General features: G+C 40.3%; 29 protein-coding genes. All 29 read right to left on the reverse strand.

The annotated features are described in order from the left end of the window. Positions 1–34: 34 nt before the first annotated feature. Positions 35–337, reverse strand: coding sequence for a hypothetical protein (locus tag BWI92_RS24170; protein ID WP_095160444.1), 303 nt, complete (start codon positions 335–337; stop codon positions 35–37). 142 nt (positions 338–479) lie between these two features. Then, the gene (locus BWI92_RS24175; RefSeq protein ID WP_095167728.1) at positions 480–830 is read right to left on the reverse strand and encodes a hypothetical protein; all 351 of its coding nucleotides are present in this window, start codon (positions 828–830) and stop codon (positions 480–482) included. A 12-nt stretch (positions 831–842) separates the two neighbouring features. Continuing rightward, positions 843–3,809 (reverse strand): tail fiber protein, encoded by a 2,967-nt coding sequence (locus tag BWI92_RS24180; protein ID WP_095167731.1) that lies wholly within the window; start codon positions 3,807–3,809, stop codon positions 843–845. Between the two features lie 11 nt (positions 3,810–3,820). Beyond that, the gene (locus BWI92_RS24185) at positions 3,821–4,414 is read right to left on the reverse strand and encodes a hypothetical protein (RefSeq protein ID WP_095167733.1); all 594 of its coding nucleotides are present in this window, start codon (positions 4,412–4,414) and stop codon (positions 3,821–3,823) included. Positions 4,415–4,416: 2 nt separating this feature from the next. Then, positions 4,417–5,073 (reverse strand): hypothetical protein, encoded by a 657-nt coding sequence (locus BWI92_RS24190; protein ID WP_095167735.1) that lies wholly within the window; start codon positions 5,071–5,073, stop codon positions 4,417–4,419. Positions 5,074–5,132: 59 nt separating this feature from the next. Beyond that, positions 5,133–5,924, reverse strand: a complete 792-nt coding sequence (locus BWI92_RS24195) for a hypothetical protein (protein WP_095167741.1) — start codon at positions 5,922–5,924, stop codon at positions 5,133–5,135. Next, positions 5,914–6,507 (reverse strand): hypothetical protein, encoded by a 594-nt coding sequence (locus BWI92_RS24200; RefSeq protein ID WP_095167743.1) that lies wholly within the window; start codon positions 6,505–6,507, stop codon positions 5,914–5,916. The genes BWI92_RS24195 and BWI92_RS24200 overlap by 11 nt, the downstream gene beginning before the upstream one ends. A gap of 117 nt (positions 6,508–6,624) precedes the next feature. Then, entirely contained in the window at positions 6,625–7,098 is a 474-nt protein-coding gene (locus tag BWI92_RS24205) for a hypothetical protein (protein ID WP_095167745.1), read from the reverse strand. Beyond that, entirely contained in the window at positions 7,098–8,024 is a 927-nt protein-coding gene (locus BWI92_RS24210; protein WP_095167747.1) for a transglycosylase SLT domain-containing protein, read from the reverse strand. Before BWI92_RS24210 ends, BWI92_RS24205 begins: the two co-directional genes overlap by 1 nt. Positions 8,025–8,191: 167 nt before the next feature. Continuing rightward, entirely contained in the window at positions 8,192–8,554 is a 363-nt protein-coding gene (locus BWI92_RS24215; RefSeq protein ID WP_095167748.1) for a hypothetical protein, read from the reverse strand. Beyond that, positions 8,514–9,221 carry a transglycosylase SLT domain-containing protein gene (locus BWI92_RS24220; protein WP_095167750.1) on the reverse strand — a complete coding sequence of 236 codons (708 nt, stop codon included), beginning with the start codon at positions 9,219–9,221 and terminating at the stop codon, positions 8,514–8,516. Before BWI92_RS24220 ends, BWI92_RS24215 begins: the two co-directional genes overlap by 41 nt. Before the next feature lie 77 nt (positions 9,222–9,298). Further along, positions 9,299–9,448 carry a hypothetical protein gene (locus tag BWI92_RS27475; RefSeq protein WP_176464523.1) on the reverse strand — a complete coding sequence of 50 codons (150 nt, stop codon included), beginning with the start codon at positions 9,446–9,448 and terminating at the stop codon, positions 9,299–9,301. Between the two features lies 1 nt (position 9,449). Next, complete coding sequence (locus BWI92_RS24225; RefSeq protein WP_095167751.1) at positions 9,450–9,755, reverse strand: hypothetical protein; 306 nt, start codon at positions 9,753–9,755, stop codon at positions 9,450–9,452. A gap of 1 nt (position 9,756) precedes the next feature. After that, a complete protein-coding gene (locus tag BWI92_RS24230) occupies positions 9,757–10,077 on the reverse strand; it encodes a hypothetical protein (RefSeq protein WP_095160456.1) in 321 nt (106 codons plus the stop codon). 1 nt (position 10,078) lies between these two features. After that, a complete protein-coding gene (locus tag BWI92_RS24235) occupies positions 10,079–10,516 on the reverse strand; it encodes a hypothetical protein (RefSeq protein WP_141234911.1) in 438 nt (145 codons plus the stop codon). Then, positions 10,428–10,928 (reverse strand): hypothetical protein, encoded by a 501-nt coding sequence (locus tag BWI92_RS24240; RefSeq protein WP_095167755.1) that lies wholly within the window; start codon positions 10,926–10,928, stop codon positions 10,428–10,430. Before BWI92_RS24240 ends, BWI92_RS24235 begins: the two co-directional genes overlap by 89 nt. Before the next feature lie 23 nt (positions 10,929–10,951). Then, complete coding sequence (locus BWI92_RS24245) at positions 10,952–11,680, reverse strand: hypothetical protein (protein WP_141234912.1); 729 nt, start codon at positions 11,678–11,680, stop codon at positions 10,952–10,954. 13 nt (positions 11,681–11,693) lie between these two features. Continuing rightward, entirely contained in the window at positions 11,694–11,927 is a 234-nt protein-coding gene (locus BWI92_RS24250) for a hypothetical protein (RefSeq protein ID WP_095167759.1), read from the reverse strand. A gap of 1 nt (position 11,928) precedes the next feature. Further along, entirely contained in the window at positions 11,929–12,402 is a 474-nt protein-coding gene (locus BWI92_RS24255; RefSeq protein ID WP_095167762.1) for a hypothetical protein, read from the reverse strand. Then, positions 12,377–13,171, reverse strand: coding sequence for a hypothetical protein (locus BWI92_RS24260; protein ID WP_141234913.1), 795 nt, complete (start codon positions 13,169–13,171; stop codon positions 12,377–12,379). Before BWI92_RS24260 ends, BWI92_RS24255 begins: the two co-directional genes overlap by 26 nt. Before the next feature lies 1 nt (position 13,172). After that, a complete protein-coding gene (locus tag BWI92_RS24265) occupies positions 13,173–13,358 on the reverse strand; it encodes a hypothetical protein (protein ID WP_141234674.1) in 186 nt (61 codons plus the stop codon). Positions 13,359–13,450: 92 nt separating this feature from the next. Continuing rightward, complete coding sequence (locus BWI92_RS24270) at positions 13,451–14,059, reverse strand: hypothetical protein (protein ID WP_095167767.1); 609 nt, start codon at positions 14,057–14,059, stop codon at positions 13,451–13,453. Positions 14,060–14,209: 150 nt separating this feature from the next. Next, positions 14,210–14,494 (reverse strand): hypothetical protein, encoded by a 285-nt coding sequence (locus tag BWI92_RS24275; RefSeq protein ID WP_095167769.1) that lies wholly within the window; start codon positions 14,492–14,494, stop codon positions 14,210–14,212. A 2-nt stretch (positions 14,495–14,496) separates the two neighbouring features. Next, entirely contained in the window at positions 14,497–14,961 is a 465-nt protein-coding gene (locus BWI92_RS24280) for a hypothetical protein (RefSeq protein WP_095167772.1), read from the reverse strand. Then, a complete protein-coding gene (locus BWI92_RS24285; RefSeq protein ID WP_095167774.1) occupies positions 14,958–15,785 on the reverse strand; it encodes a hypothetical protein in 828 nt (275 codons plus the stop codon). Before BWI92_RS24285 ends, BWI92_RS24280 begins: the two co-directional genes overlap by 4 nt. Before the next feature lie 7 nt (positions 15,786–15,792). Next, the gene (locus tag BWI92_RS24290; protein WP_095167776.1) at positions 15,793–16,104 is read right to left on the reverse strand and encodes a hypothetical protein; all 312 of its coding nucleotides are present in this window, start codon (positions 16,102–16,104) and stop codon (positions 15,793–15,795) included. A gap of 62 nt (positions 16,105–16,166) precedes the next feature. After that, complete coding sequence (locus BWI92_RS24295) at positions 16,167–16,910, reverse strand: hypothetical protein (RefSeq protein WP_095167778.1); 744 nt, start codon at positions 16,908–16,910, stop codon at positions 16,167–16,169. Between the two features lie 7 nt (positions 16,911–16,917). Continuing rightward, complete coding sequence (locus BWI92_RS24300; protein ID WP_095167781.1) at positions 16,918–17,394, reverse strand: hypothetical protein; 477 nt, start codon at positions 17,392–17,394, stop codon at positions 16,918–16,920. Next, positions 17,372–18,166: a hypothetical protein gene (locus tag BWI92_RS24305; RefSeq protein WP_095167783.1), complete on the reverse strand. Its 795-nt coding sequence runs from the start codon at positions 18,164–18,166 to the stop codon at positions 17,372–17,374. Before BWI92_RS24305 ends, BWI92_RS24300 begins: the two co-directional genes overlap by 23 nt.

The following is an 18,166-nucleotide window of genomic DNA, read 5'->3' on the forward strand; positions in this document are numbered from 1 at the left end:
TAATATTGCTATTACACTACAATAGTATCTTAGATTATAATTGCTCTAAAACCCGATACTTGAACACATTGGTCATTTGTGTGTCGGCCTCGATGAAATCTTTTAAGATTTTGAGGTCTTGTGGGTCGAGTTGTACATCTTCTCCATTATACAATTGAAAACCAATGTACATGAGCTTTTGAGCATTTTGGTTTGAGGTAGAGTAGGCAATGCTTTGCCCAACGATTTTACCCAGATTTACTTCTTGCCCATTTTCGAGAATAGGTTTATTATCGATTCCCAAAAATGGCGTGTTAAGACTTACTTTTTTTACAATTGGTTGAATGTCCTTTTTCATTTTTTTAGTAATTAGATGATTTGTTGCTACCAAAATATAGTGTCGACCAACTGTTGTTGTGTGTGTGGCCACTATAAATTGGTAGCAGATGTTAAGAATTTACAGATAATTTTAGACCATGGAATTTGTGTTTTGCTACCAACTACGCTTCAACTTGATTTAGCAATTTGATAGTTGAATAGTTTGATGTTTGTGGATCCAGTTGTTGAATTTCAGTCGCCACCAATCCCAAACTTGTCACAAGGATTTCAATGAGTAGAATTTCTGGTTGATTGTACCAATTTTGAAACTCAGTTTGGTTAGCCTCCCAACTTTTTGGAGAGGTGGCGAAACCAGTCGCATCAGGGTACTTTTTTGAATCAGCAATTTTCGAAATATCAATTTTTTCGTTGTAGCTGACATTAATTGTTTTTCTTGTCTCAGAGATGTTGTCATAGTTCATCTCAATTTCTGAAATGCCCCGTTTATTAGAGGCCAGGATTGCTTTAAACATATTGATTTTAAGTTACATTTGTTGAACAAAAACTACTTTCCCATTACTGTTTACTGTCAGATACCCTGAAGGTGCGCTTGATTTTGCATACGATTCTATATTGTTTAATCTAAGCTCACTAGTTGAGGAAGAAACTGAATTAACCACATCAGATTGTATATTTTGAATATAGTTCATGCCATCCATGACACTACCATGTTTAGAATTGAACCAGAAGTTGGTCGAAACCACATTTCCGTTGAACTCAAAGGGTTTTCCTGAAATACTATCCCAGTGATGACTATGCGCACTTGGATTAAACTCGGACGGTTTTCCTGTGATGCTATCCCAGTTGTGGGTATGTCCCCAGTCAGCTTTACCATCAATTTTACTTTTCACGAGTGCCACAGACACAGGATTAGTAATAGCATTTGACCATCTGGCATCATCGTTAACAACATCTACGTGGTATCTAACCACATTTCCGTCTACTTGCACAACGTTGTAAGCACCAGAGGAAAAATTGATAGTGCTGTATTGCCCTTTATCTCCAGTATTTTCCTGTAATGATATGTTAAAAGCTGGTTTTCCTACAATACTATCCCAATGGTGGGTATGTCCCCAATCAGCTTTACCATCGATTTTACTTTTCACGAGTGCCACAGACACAGGATTCGTAATGGCGTTTGACCATCTGGCATCATCGTTGACAACATCCACATGGTATCTGACCACATTCCCGTCTACTTGCACTACGTTGTAAGCGCCAGAAGAAAAGTTAACGGTGTTGTATATACCCTTGTCGTTTGCATTCTCTTGCAATAAAATATTGAATACCGCTGGCTTTCCAGTGATACTATCCCAATTGTGGGTATGGTTACTGTCCGATTTTGAATTCCAGTAGGTAATTTGGGCATCTGTTACAAAGCGTCTATTTGCATTTGCATTAATCCAATCGGCTGAAAATGCTGATTTTACTAAGTTGCCATTTGCATCTGAAATAACAGGAACCGCATTAGTTCCATCTGCAAAGTCAGAAATACGGACTGCTTTTGAAAGTATTCTTCCTTGGCGAAGGTCAAAAACGATGTGGGTATTACCAAAACACGTGTCTTTGAAACCGATGCCATACCAAGAACCAATTTGGAGGTTATAGCCTGTAGTAGTTGCGCTATCAGCGTTACCAACAGATATATGACCACCAACCAAACCATTAGCTGGTATGAAAGATACTTTTCCTTGTTCGAGAGATATTGAGTGATATGAAGCTTCATCAAAGTTAGCAATAAAAACTTTCTTAGACTGCATTTGACCAGCTCTAGTATCAAAAATAATTTTCGTTTTTCCAGCATTCGTATCTTTGAACCCAATCCCATACCAAGAGGCAATCTCAAGGTTGTAAGTCGTTGGTGTTGCACCATCTCCAGTACCATTCTGAATATACCCTCCATTCCCCTGAAAACTAATCTTCCCTGTCATTGTTCCTCCTGAAAGAGGGAGGAATGCTGCCAATTCTGTTCGGTCAACTTTTCCATTCCAATAGGAGACTTGAGTATCACTTACCAATCGTCTATTAGCATTTGTAACAAGGTTATTAGCATCGGTGAAATAAGAAGCATGATAACCATCCAACAAGTCTGCATTCAATCCTGAGTCAACCCCATGATTCATCTGCGTCCAGACTTTGTAATTTACGCTGTCATAGGCAGTTCCATTGTCATTTCTGATATACAAATGCCCTAGCTTTTCATAGAGCTGAATAGCCGAAACGCCCGGGGTATGAAATGCTATCGAGGGAGGCTTATTAGTATTTGTGGTGTTAATACAGAGTTTTGCCTCTTCTAACCTAGTACCACCCTCAGCATTTATGTTAAGCTTTCCTCCTGAGATTGTACCACCTGTAAGCGGAAGGTAAGCTGAAAGCGCTACACTATCCACTTTCCCATTCCAATAAGCCACCTGCGAATCAGACACGAGTCTCTTGTTAGCGTTTGTAATGAGATTGTTTGCATCTGTAAAGTAAGAAGCATGAAAACCATCCAGTAGATCCGCATTAAGACCAGAGCCAATACCATGATTATTCTCCGACCAAATTCTTTTGTGAATGCTAGCACCAGCTTCCGACATGTCGCTTCTAATGAACAAATCTGCATCTTTTTCATAGATTGTGATGGTAGATTTGTTTGGTGTATGGAAGCAAATAGAAGGAGGTTTAGTATTGTCAGTGGTAAGCACTACCAATTTAGACTCCGACCAGTGTGTGCCATAAGTACCGTGTATTTCCAGCTTTCCACTAAGATACCCACCTGAGAGAGGTAGATAAGCGCCAAGCTCAGAGCGCTCTACTTTATTGTTCCATTGTCCAACTTGAGTATCTGTGACAAATCGTCTATTGGCGTTTGTATTAACCCAATCGGCTGAAAAAGCAGATTTAACCAGATTACCGTTTGCATCTGAAATAACAGGTACTGCGTTAGTACCATCTGCAAAATCAGATACACGAACAGCCTTTGAGAGGATTCTACCAGCACGTGTGTCAAATACAATTCGAGTCGTATTATCTACAGTTGATTTGAATCCAATACCCCACCAAGAGGCAATTTCAAGGTTGTATGCACTTGTTGTAGCATTGTCACCATTACCGTATCCAATGTAAGAGTTTGGGTCGAAAGAAATCTTTGCTCCATAAGCCATATTTCCCCCTGTGAGAGGCAAGTATGCCGAAAGCTCGCTTCTATCTACTTTGCCATTCCAGTAGCTTGCCTGAGTATCAGTGATAAATCGGTTGTTGGGGTCTTGAGCAATGAGATTTGGACTAATACTACCAACCGACAGTGCTCCAATAACCATTGCTTGAGAGAGTGGCTTCCAGATAGCATCACCCTCAGCAGAGGAAGCCTTTACCAAAACTTGGTCAAAGCTTCCTGCTGAGGGAAGAACTGCTAGGCTTTTTACCTTTTGTCTCCCGTTACTCCATGTTATGAGCTTTTCTACAGGCATAAAATGTGAGATTAAAGTTCAATAATACCTGCAACCTCAAATAAGATTGCATTGGCAGACACAGCAGTGCCTACGATTTGAGCGAAAGTGTCTGTACCAGCTACGGGTACGGTAGATTTTGGATCGCCAGCATTTTGAGAAAGGTAGACTGGTTGCCCAGGCGTTAGACCTGCATAGCCTGCATTGATGTTTCCGAAAAATACTTCTGCATTGGCACCATTGGCTACGGCGGTTTTTACGTAACCAACCGCCATTTTGGCAATGTTTGTACTTACAGCTTTCACAGCTTTGCCTGTAGAGTCGATTGCAACAATGTTGTTTGTTGAAAGTGCCTCACCTGCAACTACTATCATAGATTCAGGACCTACGTTATCTGGCAAAAGCGAAAGGTCAATTTTACCAGCGCCATTGAGTTCAGGCACTTTGCCTGATTGAGCTGCAGTACCTCCAGCAACAGTAGTAGGTAAAGCAGATTTGTCGATTTTACCTGCACCATCCAGCTCTACTATTTTACTTGCGTCTCCAGCACCTGTGGATACGGTAACCGATTTGACGACTTTTTGTCTACCTGTGACAGAGTCCCTAGAAATTAAATCCTTTGGCATTGTTAATCGTTATTTAGGATTATTGGTTGTGAAAAGTTAATGTTGATTTCGTCTGGTGAAATAGAGTTACCTGCCGTTTGTGAGAGTCCTTGGTTGGGAGCAGTAGGGGTTAGTACTCCCATAGGTCCGATAAACATAAGTGTGTTGGATGGTAGTCCCCAATTAGGTATTTCAGCCGTACCTTCGACCTGTATAAAACACTCTTGTCCTGCGGTAGCCGAATGGAGTGCAATACCTGTCGCTAGTCCGTAGTTTTCAATATTATGAGGGTCATATCTATAGCTACGGTCTATACCATCATTCTCGTGAACCCTTACTACATAGCCACGAGTAATCTCCTCTTGAGCAATGGTACGTTTCCAACCGATGCCTTTCAGAACTATGGTACTTCCATTTTGATTGATGACCTGTTTGGTAGAGTTGTCCAATTTATTTTGAATGTTTTCAACTAAACCCATCATGCTTTTTTGGAACTGACTATTGCTTTCTTCGAGTGTTTTTGAAAAATCATTGATGGCAGAGTTCCTATCGGGAATTTTAGAAAGTAGAGAGATGATATTTTTCCGAAAAAGAATAACCAAAATCACGACTGCTACCAGAATGAAAGCAATAAGCTGAATGAGTTTATTCTTTTCTTTGCTTTTGTCCTTATCTTTCATAGGATTGATTTTTTGGGTAGCAGATGTTTGTTTTTTGATACTGAAGCTTTTCTTAGTGTTTACTTTTTACTACCCAACTTTCTTCTCAAGAATCGAAATATTAAGAATGCCAAGAAGAATAATGACAAAATGAAAGCCAAGAATTGTAGGAGCTTTTTGGACTCAAAAGCTTCCAGTGGTACACCTTCTGAACTTTTCCTCACCACTATTTTCCCCTGCACCATAAAAGCTTTGAACCATTGCCCAGCTCTACGAAAGATTTGATAGCTTCTATCGAAGAGGTCTAAGGGCTTCTTTAGCAGTCCCAAATGGTCGTATTTTGTACCTTGGACATGGGTCACGTTGAAATACGATGGATAGATAAAGTTGGTCACAAAGATGTCGTTGATATAGTATCCGATTGATGGATTGGCTATTGGGTCAGCTAGCTCAACTAGGAATTCAACCTCTTTGGTGTTATCCTCAAAATCCTTTCCTCTCACAATTCTTTGTCCGTATGGGTCGATACACATTTCGATGATTTCCTCACTGATTACCTTGGTTAGATGATTTTGTGCGTATTCTTGTGTAACCCAATCCGTCAATCTTGCCTGAGCATAGGGAATATTGGTAGTAGAATCATACCAATGCGTTCCGTTGAACTTGTTTTCTGTTTCCTCAAGGATTGATACAGCCCAAAAACCTGCTGGTATTTCTCCAAACGTTCGAAAAGCTCTTACCTCACCTGATACGTCCCATTTGGGTGCTACGTCTCGTTGGAGTTGGGTTTGGATAGCCTTAGCAATTTGCTCGAGTAATTCGAAATCGACTTTTCCCGTTTTATCCAGTAGCGCTATTCTTCTATACTCCATTGGTGACAGTTGGTGTTAATGATGGTTTTTTCATCTTTCGAATAGCCCATCTAATTAACCAGAATAGCAGGATGGGAACTAGGATAACCGTTGGTAGAAACCAGATGATGTTTTTCTTGAGAAAAGCCAAATACTTGTTTTCCTCTTCTACAGGAGGCGTATCTTCAGTATCGTCGTTTGAGCCAGTCTCAGTTTTGTTATCTGTCGCTACCGTTTTGTTACTACCCCCACCAAGGATTCCAAACAACCCTTTTGCTACATCTAAGATTTTTCCAAAAGTGTTCCCTGAAGAGTTGGTATTCGTATTGGTGTTGGTTCCTCCAGATACAGTTGGTTTATCGTCTTTTAAACTATCTAAGCTTTCCCAATATGGAAGCGTACTAACGACATAGTAGGTCTCTCCATCTTTAGCCTTAAATTCCAAGAAAGTGTTTTTGTCTCCAGAAATTCCCTGAACAGTTCGACCTGTGAGCTCACCAAGGTACGCACCATAATAGGCAGCATACGCAAGGGATGAAATATCGGGAGCGATGAAGTATTCTGCATAAGCGACATCCTCCTTTACATATAAGTATTTTGCCATTTTTTTGGTGATTAAATGGGGCTACAACTAAAAGTTGTAGCCCTACACAATGTTACTAGTTAAGTAGCTGTAAAACAGCACTTTTCTTTTTGTGTTTTTTCAAAAAAAGTTGTAGCCCTAGGAGTTTTGATAAACAAGTGGTTTGTATCCTAGCCCTCTAATCAATCTTCTTAAGTGCAAGGGACTAATCAATCGGGCATCGACCTTAGCTAAAGGAAATTGTGCTTGAGTAAGTGCTTCATAACACACTTCTGAGCAAAACTTATGCTCAGGGTTGTCCAGCATGGCAGTTCTGTACACCATTCCTACCACTCCGATGGCATCATATTTCTTGCCTTCGTTTTCTACAAAATACTGATAGGCTTTTTCCCAATGCTGTGACCCGATTTGATATACTTCATATCTTTTCGGGTCAATGGGTTCAAACGCTCGAAACCCAACTCCTTGACTGAGCCATGCAGAACCTCGTCTCCACGCTTTTTCGTCAAAAAGGATTTCGCAATGAACCCATTCTCCTTTGCCTCCCACTGCCATCATTCGTTGCCATAGGTATGAATCTTGGTTGCGGAAGCTTTCGAACAGTAGATACATTAGACTAAAATTCCTAAATCGTTTGTGACAATATCAAAACCACCGTGTTTGCCAAGTGTGCGAAGGATGTAATCGTGAGCCTCTCCAGTAGTATTTGCAAGTGCATATTTCAAACTTTTCCCAGCAATACCGTACTTCGTTTTTGCCGTTGCATCGCCTTTGTTGTAAGAAACTACCACAGAAGCTAAATCATCAGCACCGTAGATATCCAAAAGGTTTGCTAGTTTTAGAGCTCCAATGTGAATATTTAATTCTGCATTATAGAGGTCGTTTAGGCTTGATTTCTTAGAGATTTCGACTAGACTTCTATCGAATTTATCGACTGCATCAATGATTTTTTCCGCACGTGTCTCACCAAGATTTTTCCGCAAAATTGCTTCGTGAGCATCAGGAACATAGTTCTTATACTTCTTTGCCACTACGATGGTATCCGTTGCGGTGATTGGCATCAATTGCATGGCACCTCTAGCACCACTGGTTGACTTTGAAAACTCAAGCTTTTCTGGGTCGATTTCTGTGACCATAACACCCCAAATCATCCACGTAGGTACTTTGGTTAGCTCCGAGGCGTGCGCCACGTAAGAGCCAAACTTTGGCATCAACACATCTTTGATGAAATTCGCCCATTTCTGACGTGAGGCAGCGTTGAATTTGGAGGCATCTGAATCATCAACAAGTGGAAATGTACCTGCAATAGTTGGATTGGCAAATCCAGAAAAACCGATGGCTAGACTATTTTCTACAGCACGATTGATGTTGAAAGTATGTACGGTATCAGCATTGTCAGCATACTGCAGATAGAAAGCATCATCTGTTTTGGCTAATGCTTCAGCCTCCGTTTTCTTTCGATTCAAGAAATAGTATCCACCGATGGCTAAAAGAAAAACGGTAAGAACAACAAGAAGAATTTTTGCTAATTTGTTCATTTTATAAAAACTTGGTTTTGCTACCAAAAAAGAATAACCGGGCTTGCTTAAATGCTAAATGCCAGGAATGAATTAGTAGCAAAAATCCAAGATTGACGGACAATTTTAAACTAGGGAATGTTGGTTTTGCTACCAATGATATTTTATAATGGTTAGGTATCGGATAACTACTTGTTTCTAGCTTCTTGGAAAGCAATCTTTTTTGCCTCCTTACGAGATAGGTTATACGTAGTGACCTTTTTGACCTCTTTTATTCCAGAGCGACGTTGAAGCTCTTTAGCTCGCTCATCTACATCTGAAATAGAGATAGGCTTGTCAACAGCACCTAGCCCTTTGGCTTTTTTCAAGACCGAGAGTGTGAATAGTTCCGTTTTAGCGCCTTTTTTGCATTTGTACACTTCTTTATCATCTTCATGTTTACGAGAGATAACTTTGTATGTACCTTTCTTTGATTTTAGCTCACCGATGTACTCTACTTGTTCATCGATGTCAAATCGGAAGCCCTTTTTCTTTTTTCCTAAAGAGAACATGGTTTTTAAGGTATTTAGTGATTTGATTTTTCTTAAAATAATATACTATACCAACCAGCATCGCTAATCCAAAAAACAGACCTGCAAGGATATACTTGAGTTCAATGTTTGCCAGATAAATTCTTGATGAATCCTCTGGAGTGAAGAGCAACTCTTTGTCATACAAGAGTGGTAAGCGCTTATCAAAGAATTGATTCATTTCTTTGACTGTAACGGCACCATCTGCATTATAATCAAGCGTACTATTTCCAGCATAGGCATCTGAGCCTTTTCGATAGAGTACATAGTTCTCAGCCTTTTTGAATGCGACTGGATAATGCACTAGCGCATATAGCTCGTAGGCTGAATCGGGTGCTCCATATTGTTTCACTCGCATTCGTAAGTATTTGCGAACATAGTACAGGTACTCAATCGGACTTAGCGTTTTCAAGTAATCCACTGTGGTTTGCAAATCCTTTGCTGTGGACTTTGTAATTTGAATGTAGCCTACTGCACCAATACGATTCACATTCGGAAACTTCATACTGGATTCGGCATTGAAGACAAGCGTTAACCAGTTAGGGTTTTTGATACGAATTAGCGGATCGGAACAAATATCCCTAACCTCTTTTTCGAATGCGACTTTATCGACATTCCAACCTAGTTTGTTTAGACAGATTAGGGACATTTTACAATTGTAATTTTTAAAATGTTGCGTTAATACGCTTATTTCGATGTTTTTGGGGTCAAATTGTAAAAAAATGCTTAAAAAGTTTTACGTTTAGGTTTTCCCCACAATCCGAAAAAGATACCTGCTTGATAGGATACCCATACAATCGAAATCAGACCTGAAGTCATTGAAACGACGATAGAAGCGTATTGCAACTTTTCTGACACAAGCTCTTTTTCTTCCATATTATTTGGCTGAAGTAGCGGCTAAAACGGTTACTAATGCAGGGACAATAATCTTAGTAAGGTCGAGTACATTAGACCAAAAATCTCCTCGTTTCATGAATTTCTTCTTTTTTACTGGAGCTTTTTGAGGCTTTGGCTTCTTGGCATTTTGTGGTGCTTGTGGTTGAAAATCGGCTGAATCACATACGTAATTTTGCTGGATGACAACCACCACACTAGGAGGTGATAAGGTATCTTGACTGAGGGTTTGTGAAAAACCTAGCATCGGAATGAATCCGAATAGTAAGCAAAAGATGAGTTTTTTCATGCTATTTTAACTGCTTTAGAATTTCGTTATTTTGACTTGAGAGATGGTTGAATTGAGCCGTGAAGTCAGCCTTTTGTTCCTTGAGAGCTTGTTTAAGTTCGTTGATACCATTTTGCTGGTTAAGAGAATCTTTTTCTAGTACCGCAATACGTTCCCCATGCTTGTTTTGTCTCTCTTGAATGTCTTTGATTTCTTCCTGTCGTGCGTCAATTCTTTCCTTCGTCTCTTCAGTTTTAGTTCTAAAAATCCACACCACCAGAGCAACTATTCCAGATACAACAATTGGTGTGAAAATTTGCTCATAATTAACTTGTAGTAACATATTAGTGGTTAGTCGAATCGTACATTTGAGCTATCTTTCTTTTTGCCTCTTCAAAGGCTTTTTCTATTTCGCTATCTGAGCGCATGGACAATCGGTCTCTGGGTCTTCGGTATGGTTTTCTTGGTGGCGTAGATGGATTGTGTGTTTTGGGTGTTTTTTCTTCCAATCTAGCGAATGCCGTATCCGTCGCATCAAAATAGTCTAACGTACCGAATTCAGGGACTGTATCTAGTTCGGATAGCTTACGAAAGGCAGCCTTGTCAATGTCGACTGTATCCTTTTTCTCTGGTGTTTCAATGCCCAAGAGGTGATCAACTACTTGATATTGGGCATCAGAACAGGAGAGTAAACTAATGCCGATGAATGAGCCAATGATTAAGAGCTTTGATTTGGCTTTGGTTGAGCTTCCAGAACTCTTGGTAGTTGAGGATGATTGCATCTTGTTTTCGTCTTAGATGTGGGAAAATACCTTGTTTCCTTCGTGTTGGGTCGTAGGGAGAGCCCGTATTAAAGCCTCCAGTACGAAACCTTGTTTTGTCTCCTGCGATATTCCATTGGGTTACGACCTCAACGTGCCATTGGTTTTTTGACCAATTGAAAAGAGCGATATCACCTTTGACCACAGGCTCAGTGGTGATAGCCTTACCATATTGTCGTTTGATAGCTGAGTGCCTTAACCATGACAGTGCTCGTGGTGTGGCCGTGACTGGAAGCTTATTGCATTTACCAATGTAGATGATTCCGCTTGAGCAATAGGCTGAGCCTTTTGGTGCACCTGCCGTTTTGTTGATTTTGTCAATGAGAAAGCCTCTATTATTGGGTCTTTCCAGATTGTTATAGAGGCTTTTCATCGTGTCTACTACAGCCTGTCTAATTACGAATTGGTGATTGGACTGGCTAAGTACATTATGGCAAATGAGAAAGCTTTGGCATATACCAAATACAAGGCTTGCTTTACCTGAAATTCGTCTGAGCAATTGAGAAACCATTTCGATATTAAGTTATGTTCGGGTGCTTCGTGATTGTTCCTGAATCGATACACAACGCTCCAGTTGATAAGCAAGGAGACGTCTACAATGAGCCACATAATCGACCAATGGTTGAGCTTGATAATGAAGTCAATCCAAACTGACCGAATTGCCATTGAGATGTCGGTTCCCTCAAGTTTCACCAAGTGATTGAGATAGCTTGAAATAGCAAAGAGCGCCAAAGTGAATAGTGTGGTAAGAATCCATCGTCTTGCTACCGAGTACCCTTTGCCAAAAAATGGCTCAGTGGGTAGTTCAACTATTTCTTCCTCTAATTCTTCACCATCAATCTGGATTTCATTTGCCAGTTTTTTAGCATCCTCAGCAAATCCCTTGAGCGTTTCCGCCTTTGCGAGATTTCCTGCTAATGCTTCTTGCCTTGACTGAGCCATGAAGGTTGCAACGTTGTCGAGAAGAGCCTGCCTTTCATCTATTTTTTGCTGTTTCTCAGCTTCTTTTTGTTCTTGTTGCAGTTGTTCGACTCGTTGCAACTCTAGCTCAGCATCTTGCTTTCTTTTTTCCGCTTGTGCCTTGAGTTCTTCGATATTGATTTTTTTATCCAAATTCTTTCCCATTGCCATTGAGGGTTTAATTTTTGAAGGATGAGAGGGCAAACTTCATTGCCCAAAACATGAGGAATGCTAAAATGATAGCGAATCCTCCGAGTGCCAGAAACAAATAGAATGCGACATTCTTGATTGTTTCAGTTTCCATTTCTACGTTGGTGTTCACCGTGATTTCAGGCTTTTTCTTGCCCGTAATGAAATCCTTGATTTCGTCGGTAGAAAGGATATTGGCAAGGGTATCTAAGATGTTTGCCATTTTACTTTGCCTTAAGTTTTGTGAGCCTAGTAAGTACACTGTCGTATGCTGCGGTTGCATAGAGTTTATGCTCAATGAACTCCGTTAAGAACGTCCCGTCTTTGAAGTATTTTCGGTTGTAGTCGTTAGCTATCCAAATCAACTCTTTATCTGTTAGTTCCTTAAGTGTATGGCACAAATCACGCATTTCGCCATACCATACCTTGCTATACCATGCTGTAAAATAGTTGTGAGCCTGCTCTACAATTACTTTCCCTGTGGTCTTTGTCCATTCCTCGAAGACTGACTTTTCCTGAGCCGTTGGAGGCTGGTATTCAGGGGATGGGGCATCACTTGGAGGAGTGTTTAAGCCTTTGTCTTTACCAAGATTGAAAATAAAGTATCCGATAAGTCCAATGGGCACAAGAAACAAAAGGATGGCTGTAATGGGCTTTGTGACGAGTAAGGTCTTATACCAGTTTAGCTTTTCTTTCATTTTTTTTGTCTTTATAAGCACGATACATAGAATAGAAGAACAGACTAAAAAGCAAAAAGAAAAAGCCATACAGTGTCACTTTCAAAATCCCAGCTCCAGTTGAATCGGAGATTCCAGATTGAGGGTCATCATCTTGGCTAACAATTACAGTAGTTGCACCTCCTGTGCTATCAACCTTTGGAAGGGCTTTTGACTGTGGCTTGCTGTAAGATACATAATCACTAGCGACCCACCCGATTGCCTTCCCTTTGGCATCAAATACCTTCAAAAAGGTAATGGCAAGGTACTTCTTGGTGCTTTTGTCGGTGTATCCTACAATGTTACCATAGCTAACGATTTTCAATTCCTTCTTGAGTGTACTAGCCTCTGGTCGAAGCTTCACCCCTGAGGTAGTATTGCAATACAGTGGAACTAACTCAGTTTTGTTGTCTGCTTTTGGTTGTTCACCATTATCTGCAAACTCAATCTCAGTAGGTTTGAACCATAAGTAAGTCAAGTACTTTTGGTTGACAGCATCAACCAGCAACGGCTCATCCAAATCAACGGCAGTATAGGCAACTGTTTTCTTTGTGTTTTTATCAACTACCGTAGTGGTTTGTCTAATCCTTCCTAGTAAAGCGCCTTTGGGATACGTAATTACGCTTGGTTTGGCATCTGAAAAGATGAATGTCAATCCGTAAGCGGTTGTAGCAGAGACTTTCACAAGCCTTCCCTGCGCCTGCCTCGTGTCGGCAGTGGTCAGGGTGGTTAGATAATCGAGAAAGTTCATACTATTCATCCTTTTTTAGTTTGGGGAAAAGTTTTGAAAAAAGCTTAGAAAATCCTCTTACACCAAAAACTACGATGGTTACAAAGAGCGCCATGAAAATTGCGCCAATTACGAAGTCAATGAACGTGTAAGCTTTTTCCTTAGCTTCTTCCTTGAGAGTTTCCCTTACTTCATCTTTAGTCATCATGAGAAGATTTAAGGGTGAGAGAGCAAAGTCTTATAAAATCAGGAGAGTACTTTGCGGACTCTCCTGATTTTAAATTTTTCTACTAGAATCTTTTACTTGTCAATGGGCTTCTTTTTCTTTCCGCCAAAGAGTTTTTTAGCGACATATACACCACCAACGACAATCACAGCACCAATGCCTGCTGCCCAATACCAAGCCATACCAAAGATAGTTTTAGTAGCTGCATCCGTAGAAGCGTTAGCAGTGCCAGGATTGCTTGAGCCAGAACCACTTCCAGAGCCTGAACCTGAATCAGATGAGCCTCCTGAGGTGTCTGTAATTTTCGTAACCGAAGTGATAGTTGTTTCGCCTAATGCGGTTGCATTTGCACTTGTGAAAAGCACGGTAGATGAACCAAAAATATTAGCTACTACTGTGTTGTTTAGCGCTCCTACTTCAGAATCATCTGCAAACTTGCCTGCAATCTCGGCTGATGCTCCTAATTGTACAAGGTACTCCTTTGTCTTAAAAAACCACTTTTTAGAGGGGTTCAAGTTCGGACGTGGGTCGAAAACAATGGCAACAGGATCCGTAATGTTTGCTACTTTCAAGGCAGCAACTTGATAATTTACCGCAGCATCGTTTGCATCCGTTGCTGTGAAGATTAGCTCACCTTCTTTAATGTCTGTCGAAGGGTGCTTTTTGTTGAATGTTAAAGCCATTTTGCTATGTATTAATTTAAAATGAGAGTGAATTCGTGGTTGCTTTAGGTTACAAAGGTTGTAGGACTGGCGAAAATCCTGACGCTAGTTTTCGCTCAAATACGCTGAAATACGCTCGAATACGGTGTAATTGGCTGCAGTTCCGTGAAATTAGCTCTTATACCTTCGATTTTTGATAGCACTAATCCATTCAAGCCATTCATAGAACTTACCTTCGTCCTTCATAGAGTTGATTTCGAAGTCTGAGGGGTTGAGTTCTCTACAGAGATGTACAACCCATGCAGGGAGACACTTCCCTTTATAATCGTTCAAGTCTAGTTGATATTCATGCAATAGATAGTCTGCATAAACCGCCATTAAATCCATGTAGGACCTTAAATGCAGATTATGTTCCTTAGCTAATGTTGAAAGATAAACTAGGTCTTTGCGTGACACGATTATTTATATAGGTTCCTAATAAATTGATGAATGTTGAAATCGGATTGTTTTATAATATCAACATCTTGCCAGTCGTCGTTGTATTCAGGGGGAATCCAGAAATAGCCCAAATAATTGATTCTAAATCGTCTATTACAGGGTGTTCTGAATTCCCTGAGAATAGCTCTTTGCATACCAATTTGGTCATATTCCTTGTTTTTGATTTTGCGAGCAACCTCCGAAACCTCAACTAGCTTAGTTGTGGTGGATGTAGGGGAACAATCTCCAAGGGCTTTGTTCGAGTTCTGATTGTTCTTTTTTTTTTGAGCTTCTTGAACAATTTGATTTTCTCTATCCTCAAGGTCTTTTCTCGTGACATTCTTGCTGATAAGCTTCAAAAAGACATAGACACCCAACAACGAACCTAAACCAATAGCAATCACTAGGATACAAAAGGCAAAAAAGTAGAATCTAAAGTTTTTCATAAATCAATTATTTGATCTTGTAACAGAAGGTATTCGTTGCCACTTTCGTCGGTGGCGATAAAGTAGCCATTGTCCTCTTTGAAACTTAGATTTTCGTTCGGTAGAAGTATCCTGTAAGCCAAATTCATTTTGTTGGGAAAAGTCCTTTCTTTATTTTCCAAGGTGACCTCTTTTTGTGCTTGTATGTACAAATCACGTGGGTAAATGTCATCCGAGAACTTCTGTTCGTTAGACTGCTTGATGATGGCTCTTTGGAAATATTGCCAAAACGAAGGCGGAACGTACTTGTATTGATGATAGATAAGAAATACATCGTTACAATTAATTCTATTGTACGCCAAGAGGTCAATATACTGTGGAAAGTTTCTTACGTTCCCAGTTATACGAGAGCCCACATCGTCGAGTATGGTGATGGCATTCTTGACTGTAAGAGCTTCCTGACAAAAGTCCTGAACCCTACTGCCTCTATCTCTTACTACTGCCCAGCAGTAATAATCCTCCTTACTTGCACCATAGCTTTGAATGTCATCTACTGTAATGACTTTGTAATTTGGGAGTACAAAGTTTGGGTTGATGAAACCTATGGCTTTTCGGATACCTGCGGGCTCAAAAGACTCATGCCACATGGGGTCAAAAATCAATACCTTTTTGATAAGTTTCTTCTGCATGGCCATTGCTTGGATGATATAGGCAAGCTGAAGCACTGTGGTGGTCTTAGCGGTTTTTTGAGCGCCCACAACAAGCCAGTTGAAGGCTTGTTGTTCAGCGTTAGGAGGACTATTGGACAGGGCTTCTTGTATTCGTTTGTACAAGTGATAGTCCATAATTGTATTAGTTACCAAGTAGCTGGTTTTTGAGTTCTTGTCGGAATACTTTTGGTACTGACTCCAAAATAGTGTCAATATTAGTTTCGAAGTATTCTTTGGTTTCGTTTGACCATTTTTCAAAACATTGATTGATGGCCTCTCTGACTTGCTCAGGTGAATGTTTTTCAGCATCATAAGTTAAACCTTTGATTCTGTTGGCTGATACCGTGACACAAACACCACTGGAGTGTTCATGAGAAACTTCCATATTGATACAATGCTGTTGAATGGCTTTTGTTTTTTCTTGCAGAGTTGCAGGGGATAATCCAAATAACATAGTTTTATTTTAGGATAATATGTGATACGATGAGTTCGATAAATTGTCCAAGCTTCTCCATGTTAGGTTTTCTTGTTGGTGAATTTTTCTAAGAGTTGCTTACCATATTCCAGAGCGGGCTTTTTGTACTTGAGCGCCTTATCCACCAACATATCTGCACCCAATTCATAGATTGGCGTGGTCATGATGGTTGTGTACATACTGATAATATCCATTTCCGAGATCATCTGATGTTTACCTGCCATGTATTCGAGCCTGTATTTTTGGAAAAGAGTATCTTCTAATAGCTCTAGCAGGTCTTCTTCAATGTTAGTCGTGAGCTTAGTGAACTCTTTATGTTTCATCTGGTTTTGCAAAGCGACTCTAATCTCGTCAGGCAAATCTTCCACTTCATCAATGTCATCAATGTCATTTTCCTTTTCGTAGTCCTCAAGCTTTTTCTCTTCATCCAAGTCTTTAACCACCATAGTGAATAGCACTCGCATGGTCACACCCTTTTGGCGTAGCACAGAACAGATTCTTCGAGCGTTAATCTTTGCTTCTTGTCGCAGGTTCTTTTCTACCTGCTCGATGGGAGCTGCGAATGTAGGTTGTACTGGAGCAATGGTTGCTTGCTGGTAATTAACAGTAGTCGTCTCTTGATATGGATAACTCTGCTGAGGAATTTCGCTCGTTTGCTGTGGAGTACCCGCCAAACCAAAAAGCCCAGGACCTTGTGTGATGTTATTGACATTTTGAGCAAATTGTTGTGTGGATTCTAACACACTTTTGCCCTTGTTGAAAGTATTTTTTAGATTCTCAAACATGATGATTTTATTTTTTGTCTAGTCTTTCGAATGCGTCTATCATAGCTTTTCCGATTCGCGTACTCTTAAAAAACTTCTTCCCCCAAAGCATGGTAGCTGTCCAGATGTTCTCTTTAACACGTGATTGAAAAGCTGAGGATGCTTGCAAGTATTTTTCCTCCAGTTGCTTGGTTTTCTTCTTTCTCCAACTCCAGCGAAACTTGGTCTGAGCATAATGCTTTTCCACTGAGTGCATAATCAATGGTTCTAGCTGAAGCCCTTGAGTAGTGAGCACCCCTTGCTTGATAAGCATCTCGAAAAGCGCTTTTAGATGGACTTGATTGAACTCCTCTGTCTTAGAGATCTGATTACGATATTGGAGGTTATTAAGTGCCTCTTGAAAAAACGAATCCCAAAACGCTGTATCTCCTTCATCGTAGATTTTGCAAACTTCGAGAGGTGCATGAGTGGTATCATCTATGTCAATTACCGCTAGTACTTTCATGTTTTTCTAAGAGTTCGGCAAAGTATTCTGGAGTATAATCTCTCTCCCTAAAATGAGGCTCATTGGCAAGTTCTGCCGCTATTCCAAAGACATATTCCAAGCCCTTGAGTAGTTCATCAAACTTTATGGACAATGCTTGATAGCTTGCCGTGTTCTCCTGTTGAGAAGCTTGTACAAGCGATAGTTTTTCGTACTGACTGCGATAATAAATTGCTTCCTGTTGTGCTTGCTGAAGCTGTGTTTCGAGTTCTTCAAGACGAAGCTTAATAGCGAACGAGCTTTGCGTCTGAATTTCTGGTTTTTTATCTGGTTGTTCCCCATCATATTGGTAGTCGTTAACGGCGTTAACGCCATGTTTTACTTCGTTAACGCTAGCGTTAACACGTGTAAACGGCTGGTTAACAGCGTTTACACTATTTTTGCAACTTTGAGTAAGAGGGTGGGGGTGCGTTAACGCCATTTTGGCTAAACCTGTAAAAAAAACCTCCTTCAAAAAGTCTTGAAAATCCAGTTTTTGGCTTTCATTTTGTCCTTTTTCTCGGTTTTGAACTACCTCATATAGCTCAGAAAGTTCAGGTTCTGACAGACAGATATGAACTTTATGGGAATCATAATCAAGCCTGTTGATGTAGAGGAAAGTTCGGTTTAAAATCAGGTAGTTTAGCAAGGATGATAGCCCTTCAAATCCGAAAACACTAGCTTCTACTTCAAGATTTCGTTTAGTCTGTTCAGGTACTCTTGCCCCAATACCGACACGTGCGATATCCTCCAT

This window comes from Flectobacillus sp. BAB-3569, from assembly GCF_002270355.1.
Classification (GTDB): Bacteria; Bacteroidota; Bacteroidia; order Cytophagales; family Spirosomataceae; genus Flectobacillus; species Flectobacillus roseus.

Bases quoted from the DNA above. Each gene is read 5' to 3' on its own strand.
- BWI92_RS24300 (WP_095167781.1), bottom strand. From the start codon at position 17,394: ATGAAAGTACTAGCGGTAATTGACATAGATGATACCACTCATGCACCT.
- BWI92_RS24305 (WP_095167783.1), bottom strand. From the start codon at position 18,166: ATGGAGGATATCGCACGTGTCGGTATTGGGGCAAGAGTACCTGAACAG.
- BWI92_RS24290 (WP_095167776.1), bottom strand. From the start codon at position 16,104: ATGTTATTTGGATTATCCCCTGCAACTCTGCAAGAAAAAACAAAAGCC.
- BWI92_RS24220 (WP_095167750.1), bottom strand. From the start codon at position 9,221: ATGTCCCTAATCTGTCTAAACAAACTAGGTTGGAATGTCGATAAAGTC.
- BWI92_RS24185 (WP_095167733.1), bottom strand. From the start codon at position 4,414: ATGCCAAAGGATTTAATTTCTAGGGACTCTGTCACAGGTAGACAAAAA.
- BWI92_RS24250 (WP_095167759.1), bottom strand. From the start codon at position 11,927: ATGGCAAACATCTTAGATACCCTTGCCAATATCCTTTCTACCGACGAA.
- BWI92_RS24190 (WP_095167735.1), bottom strand. From the start codon at position 5,073: ATGAAAGATAAGGACAAAAGCAAAGAAAAGAATAAACTCATTCAGCTT.
- BWI92_RS24280 (WP_095167772.1), bottom strand. From the start codon at position 14,961: ATGAAAAACTTTAGATTCTACTTTTTTGCCTTTTGTATCCTAGTGATT.
- BWI92_RS24200 (WP_095167743.1), bottom strand. From the start codon at position 6,507: ATGGCAAAATACTTATATGTAAAGGAGGATGTCGCTTATGCAGAATAC.
- BWI92_RS24210 (WP_095167747.1), bottom strand. From the start codon at position 8,024: ATGAACAAATTAGCAAAAATTCTTCTTGTTGTTCTTACCGTTTTTCTT.
- BWI92_RS24230 (WP_095160456.1), bottom strand. From the start codon at position 10,077: ATGTTACTACAAGTTAATTATGAGCAAATTTTCACACCAATTGTTGTA.
- BWI92_RS24270 (WP_095167767.1), bottom strand. From the start codon at position 14,059: ATGGCTTTAACATTCAACAAAAAGCACCCTTCGACAGACATTAAAGAA.
- BWI92_RS24255 (WP_095167762.1), bottom strand. From the start codon at position 12,402: ATGAAAGAAAAGCTAAACTGGTATAAGACCTTACTCGTCACAAAGCCC.
- BWI92_RS24195 (WP_095167741.1), bottom strand. From the start codon at position 5,924: ATGGAGTATAGAAGAATAGCGCTACTGGATAAAACGGGAAAAGTCGAT.
- BWI92_RS24205 (WP_095167745.1), bottom strand. From the start codon at position 7,098: ATGTATCTACTGTTCGAAAGCTTCCGCAACCAAGATTCATACCTATGG.
- BWI92_RS24170 (WP_095160444.1), bottom strand. From the start codon at position 337: ATGAAAAAGGACATTCAACCAATTGTAAAAAAAGTAAGTCTTAACACG.
- BWI92_RS24225 (WP_095167751.1), bottom strand. From the start codon at position 9,755: ATGAAAAAACTCATCTTTTGCTTACTATTCGGATTCATTCCGATGCTA.
- BWI92_RS24285 (WP_095167774.1), bottom strand. From the start codon at position 15,785: ATGGACTATCACTTGTACAAACGAATACAAGAAGCCCTGTCCAATAGT.
- BWI92_RS24215 (WP_095167748.1), bottom strand. From the start codon at position 8,554: ATGTTCTCTTTAGGAAAAAAGAAAAAGGGCTTCCGATTTGACATCGAT.
- BWI92_RS27475 (WP_176464523.1), bottom strand. From the start codon at position 9,448: ATGGAAGAAAAAGAGCTTGTGTCAGAAAAGTTGCAATACGCTTCTATC.
- BWI92_RS24265 (WP_141234674.1), bottom strand. From the start codon at position 13,358: ATGATGACTAAAGATGAAGTAAGGGAAACTCTCAAGGAAGAAGCTAAG.
- BWI92_RS24235 (WP_141234911.1), bottom strand. From the start codon at position 10,516: ATGCAATCATCCTCAACTACCAAGAGTTCTGGAAGCTCAACCAAAGCC.
- BWI92_RS24295 (WP_095167778.1), bottom strand. From the start codon at position 16,910: ATGTTTGAGAATCTAAAAAATACTTTCAACAAGGGCAAAAGTGTGTTA.
- BWI92_RS24245 (WP_141234912.1), bottom strand. From the start codon at position 11,680: ATGGGAAAGAATTTGGATAAAAAAATCAATATCGAAGAACTCAAGGCA.
- BWI92_RS24180 (WP_095167731.1), bottom strand. From the start codon at position 3,809: ATGCCTGTAGAAAAGCTCATAACATGGAGTAACGGGAGACAAAAGGTA.
- BWI92_RS24260 (WP_141234913.1), bottom strand. From the start codon at position 13,171: ATGAACTTTCTCGATTATCTAACCACCCTGACCACTGCCGACACGAGG.
- BWI92_RS24175 (WP_095167728.1), bottom strand. From the start codon at position 830: ATGTTTAAAGCAATCCTGGCCTCTAATAAACGGGGCATTTCAGAAATT.
- BWI92_RS24240 (WP_095167755.1), bottom strand. From the start codon at position 10,928: ATGAAAAGCCTCTATAACAATCTGGAAAGACCCAATAATAGAGGCTTT.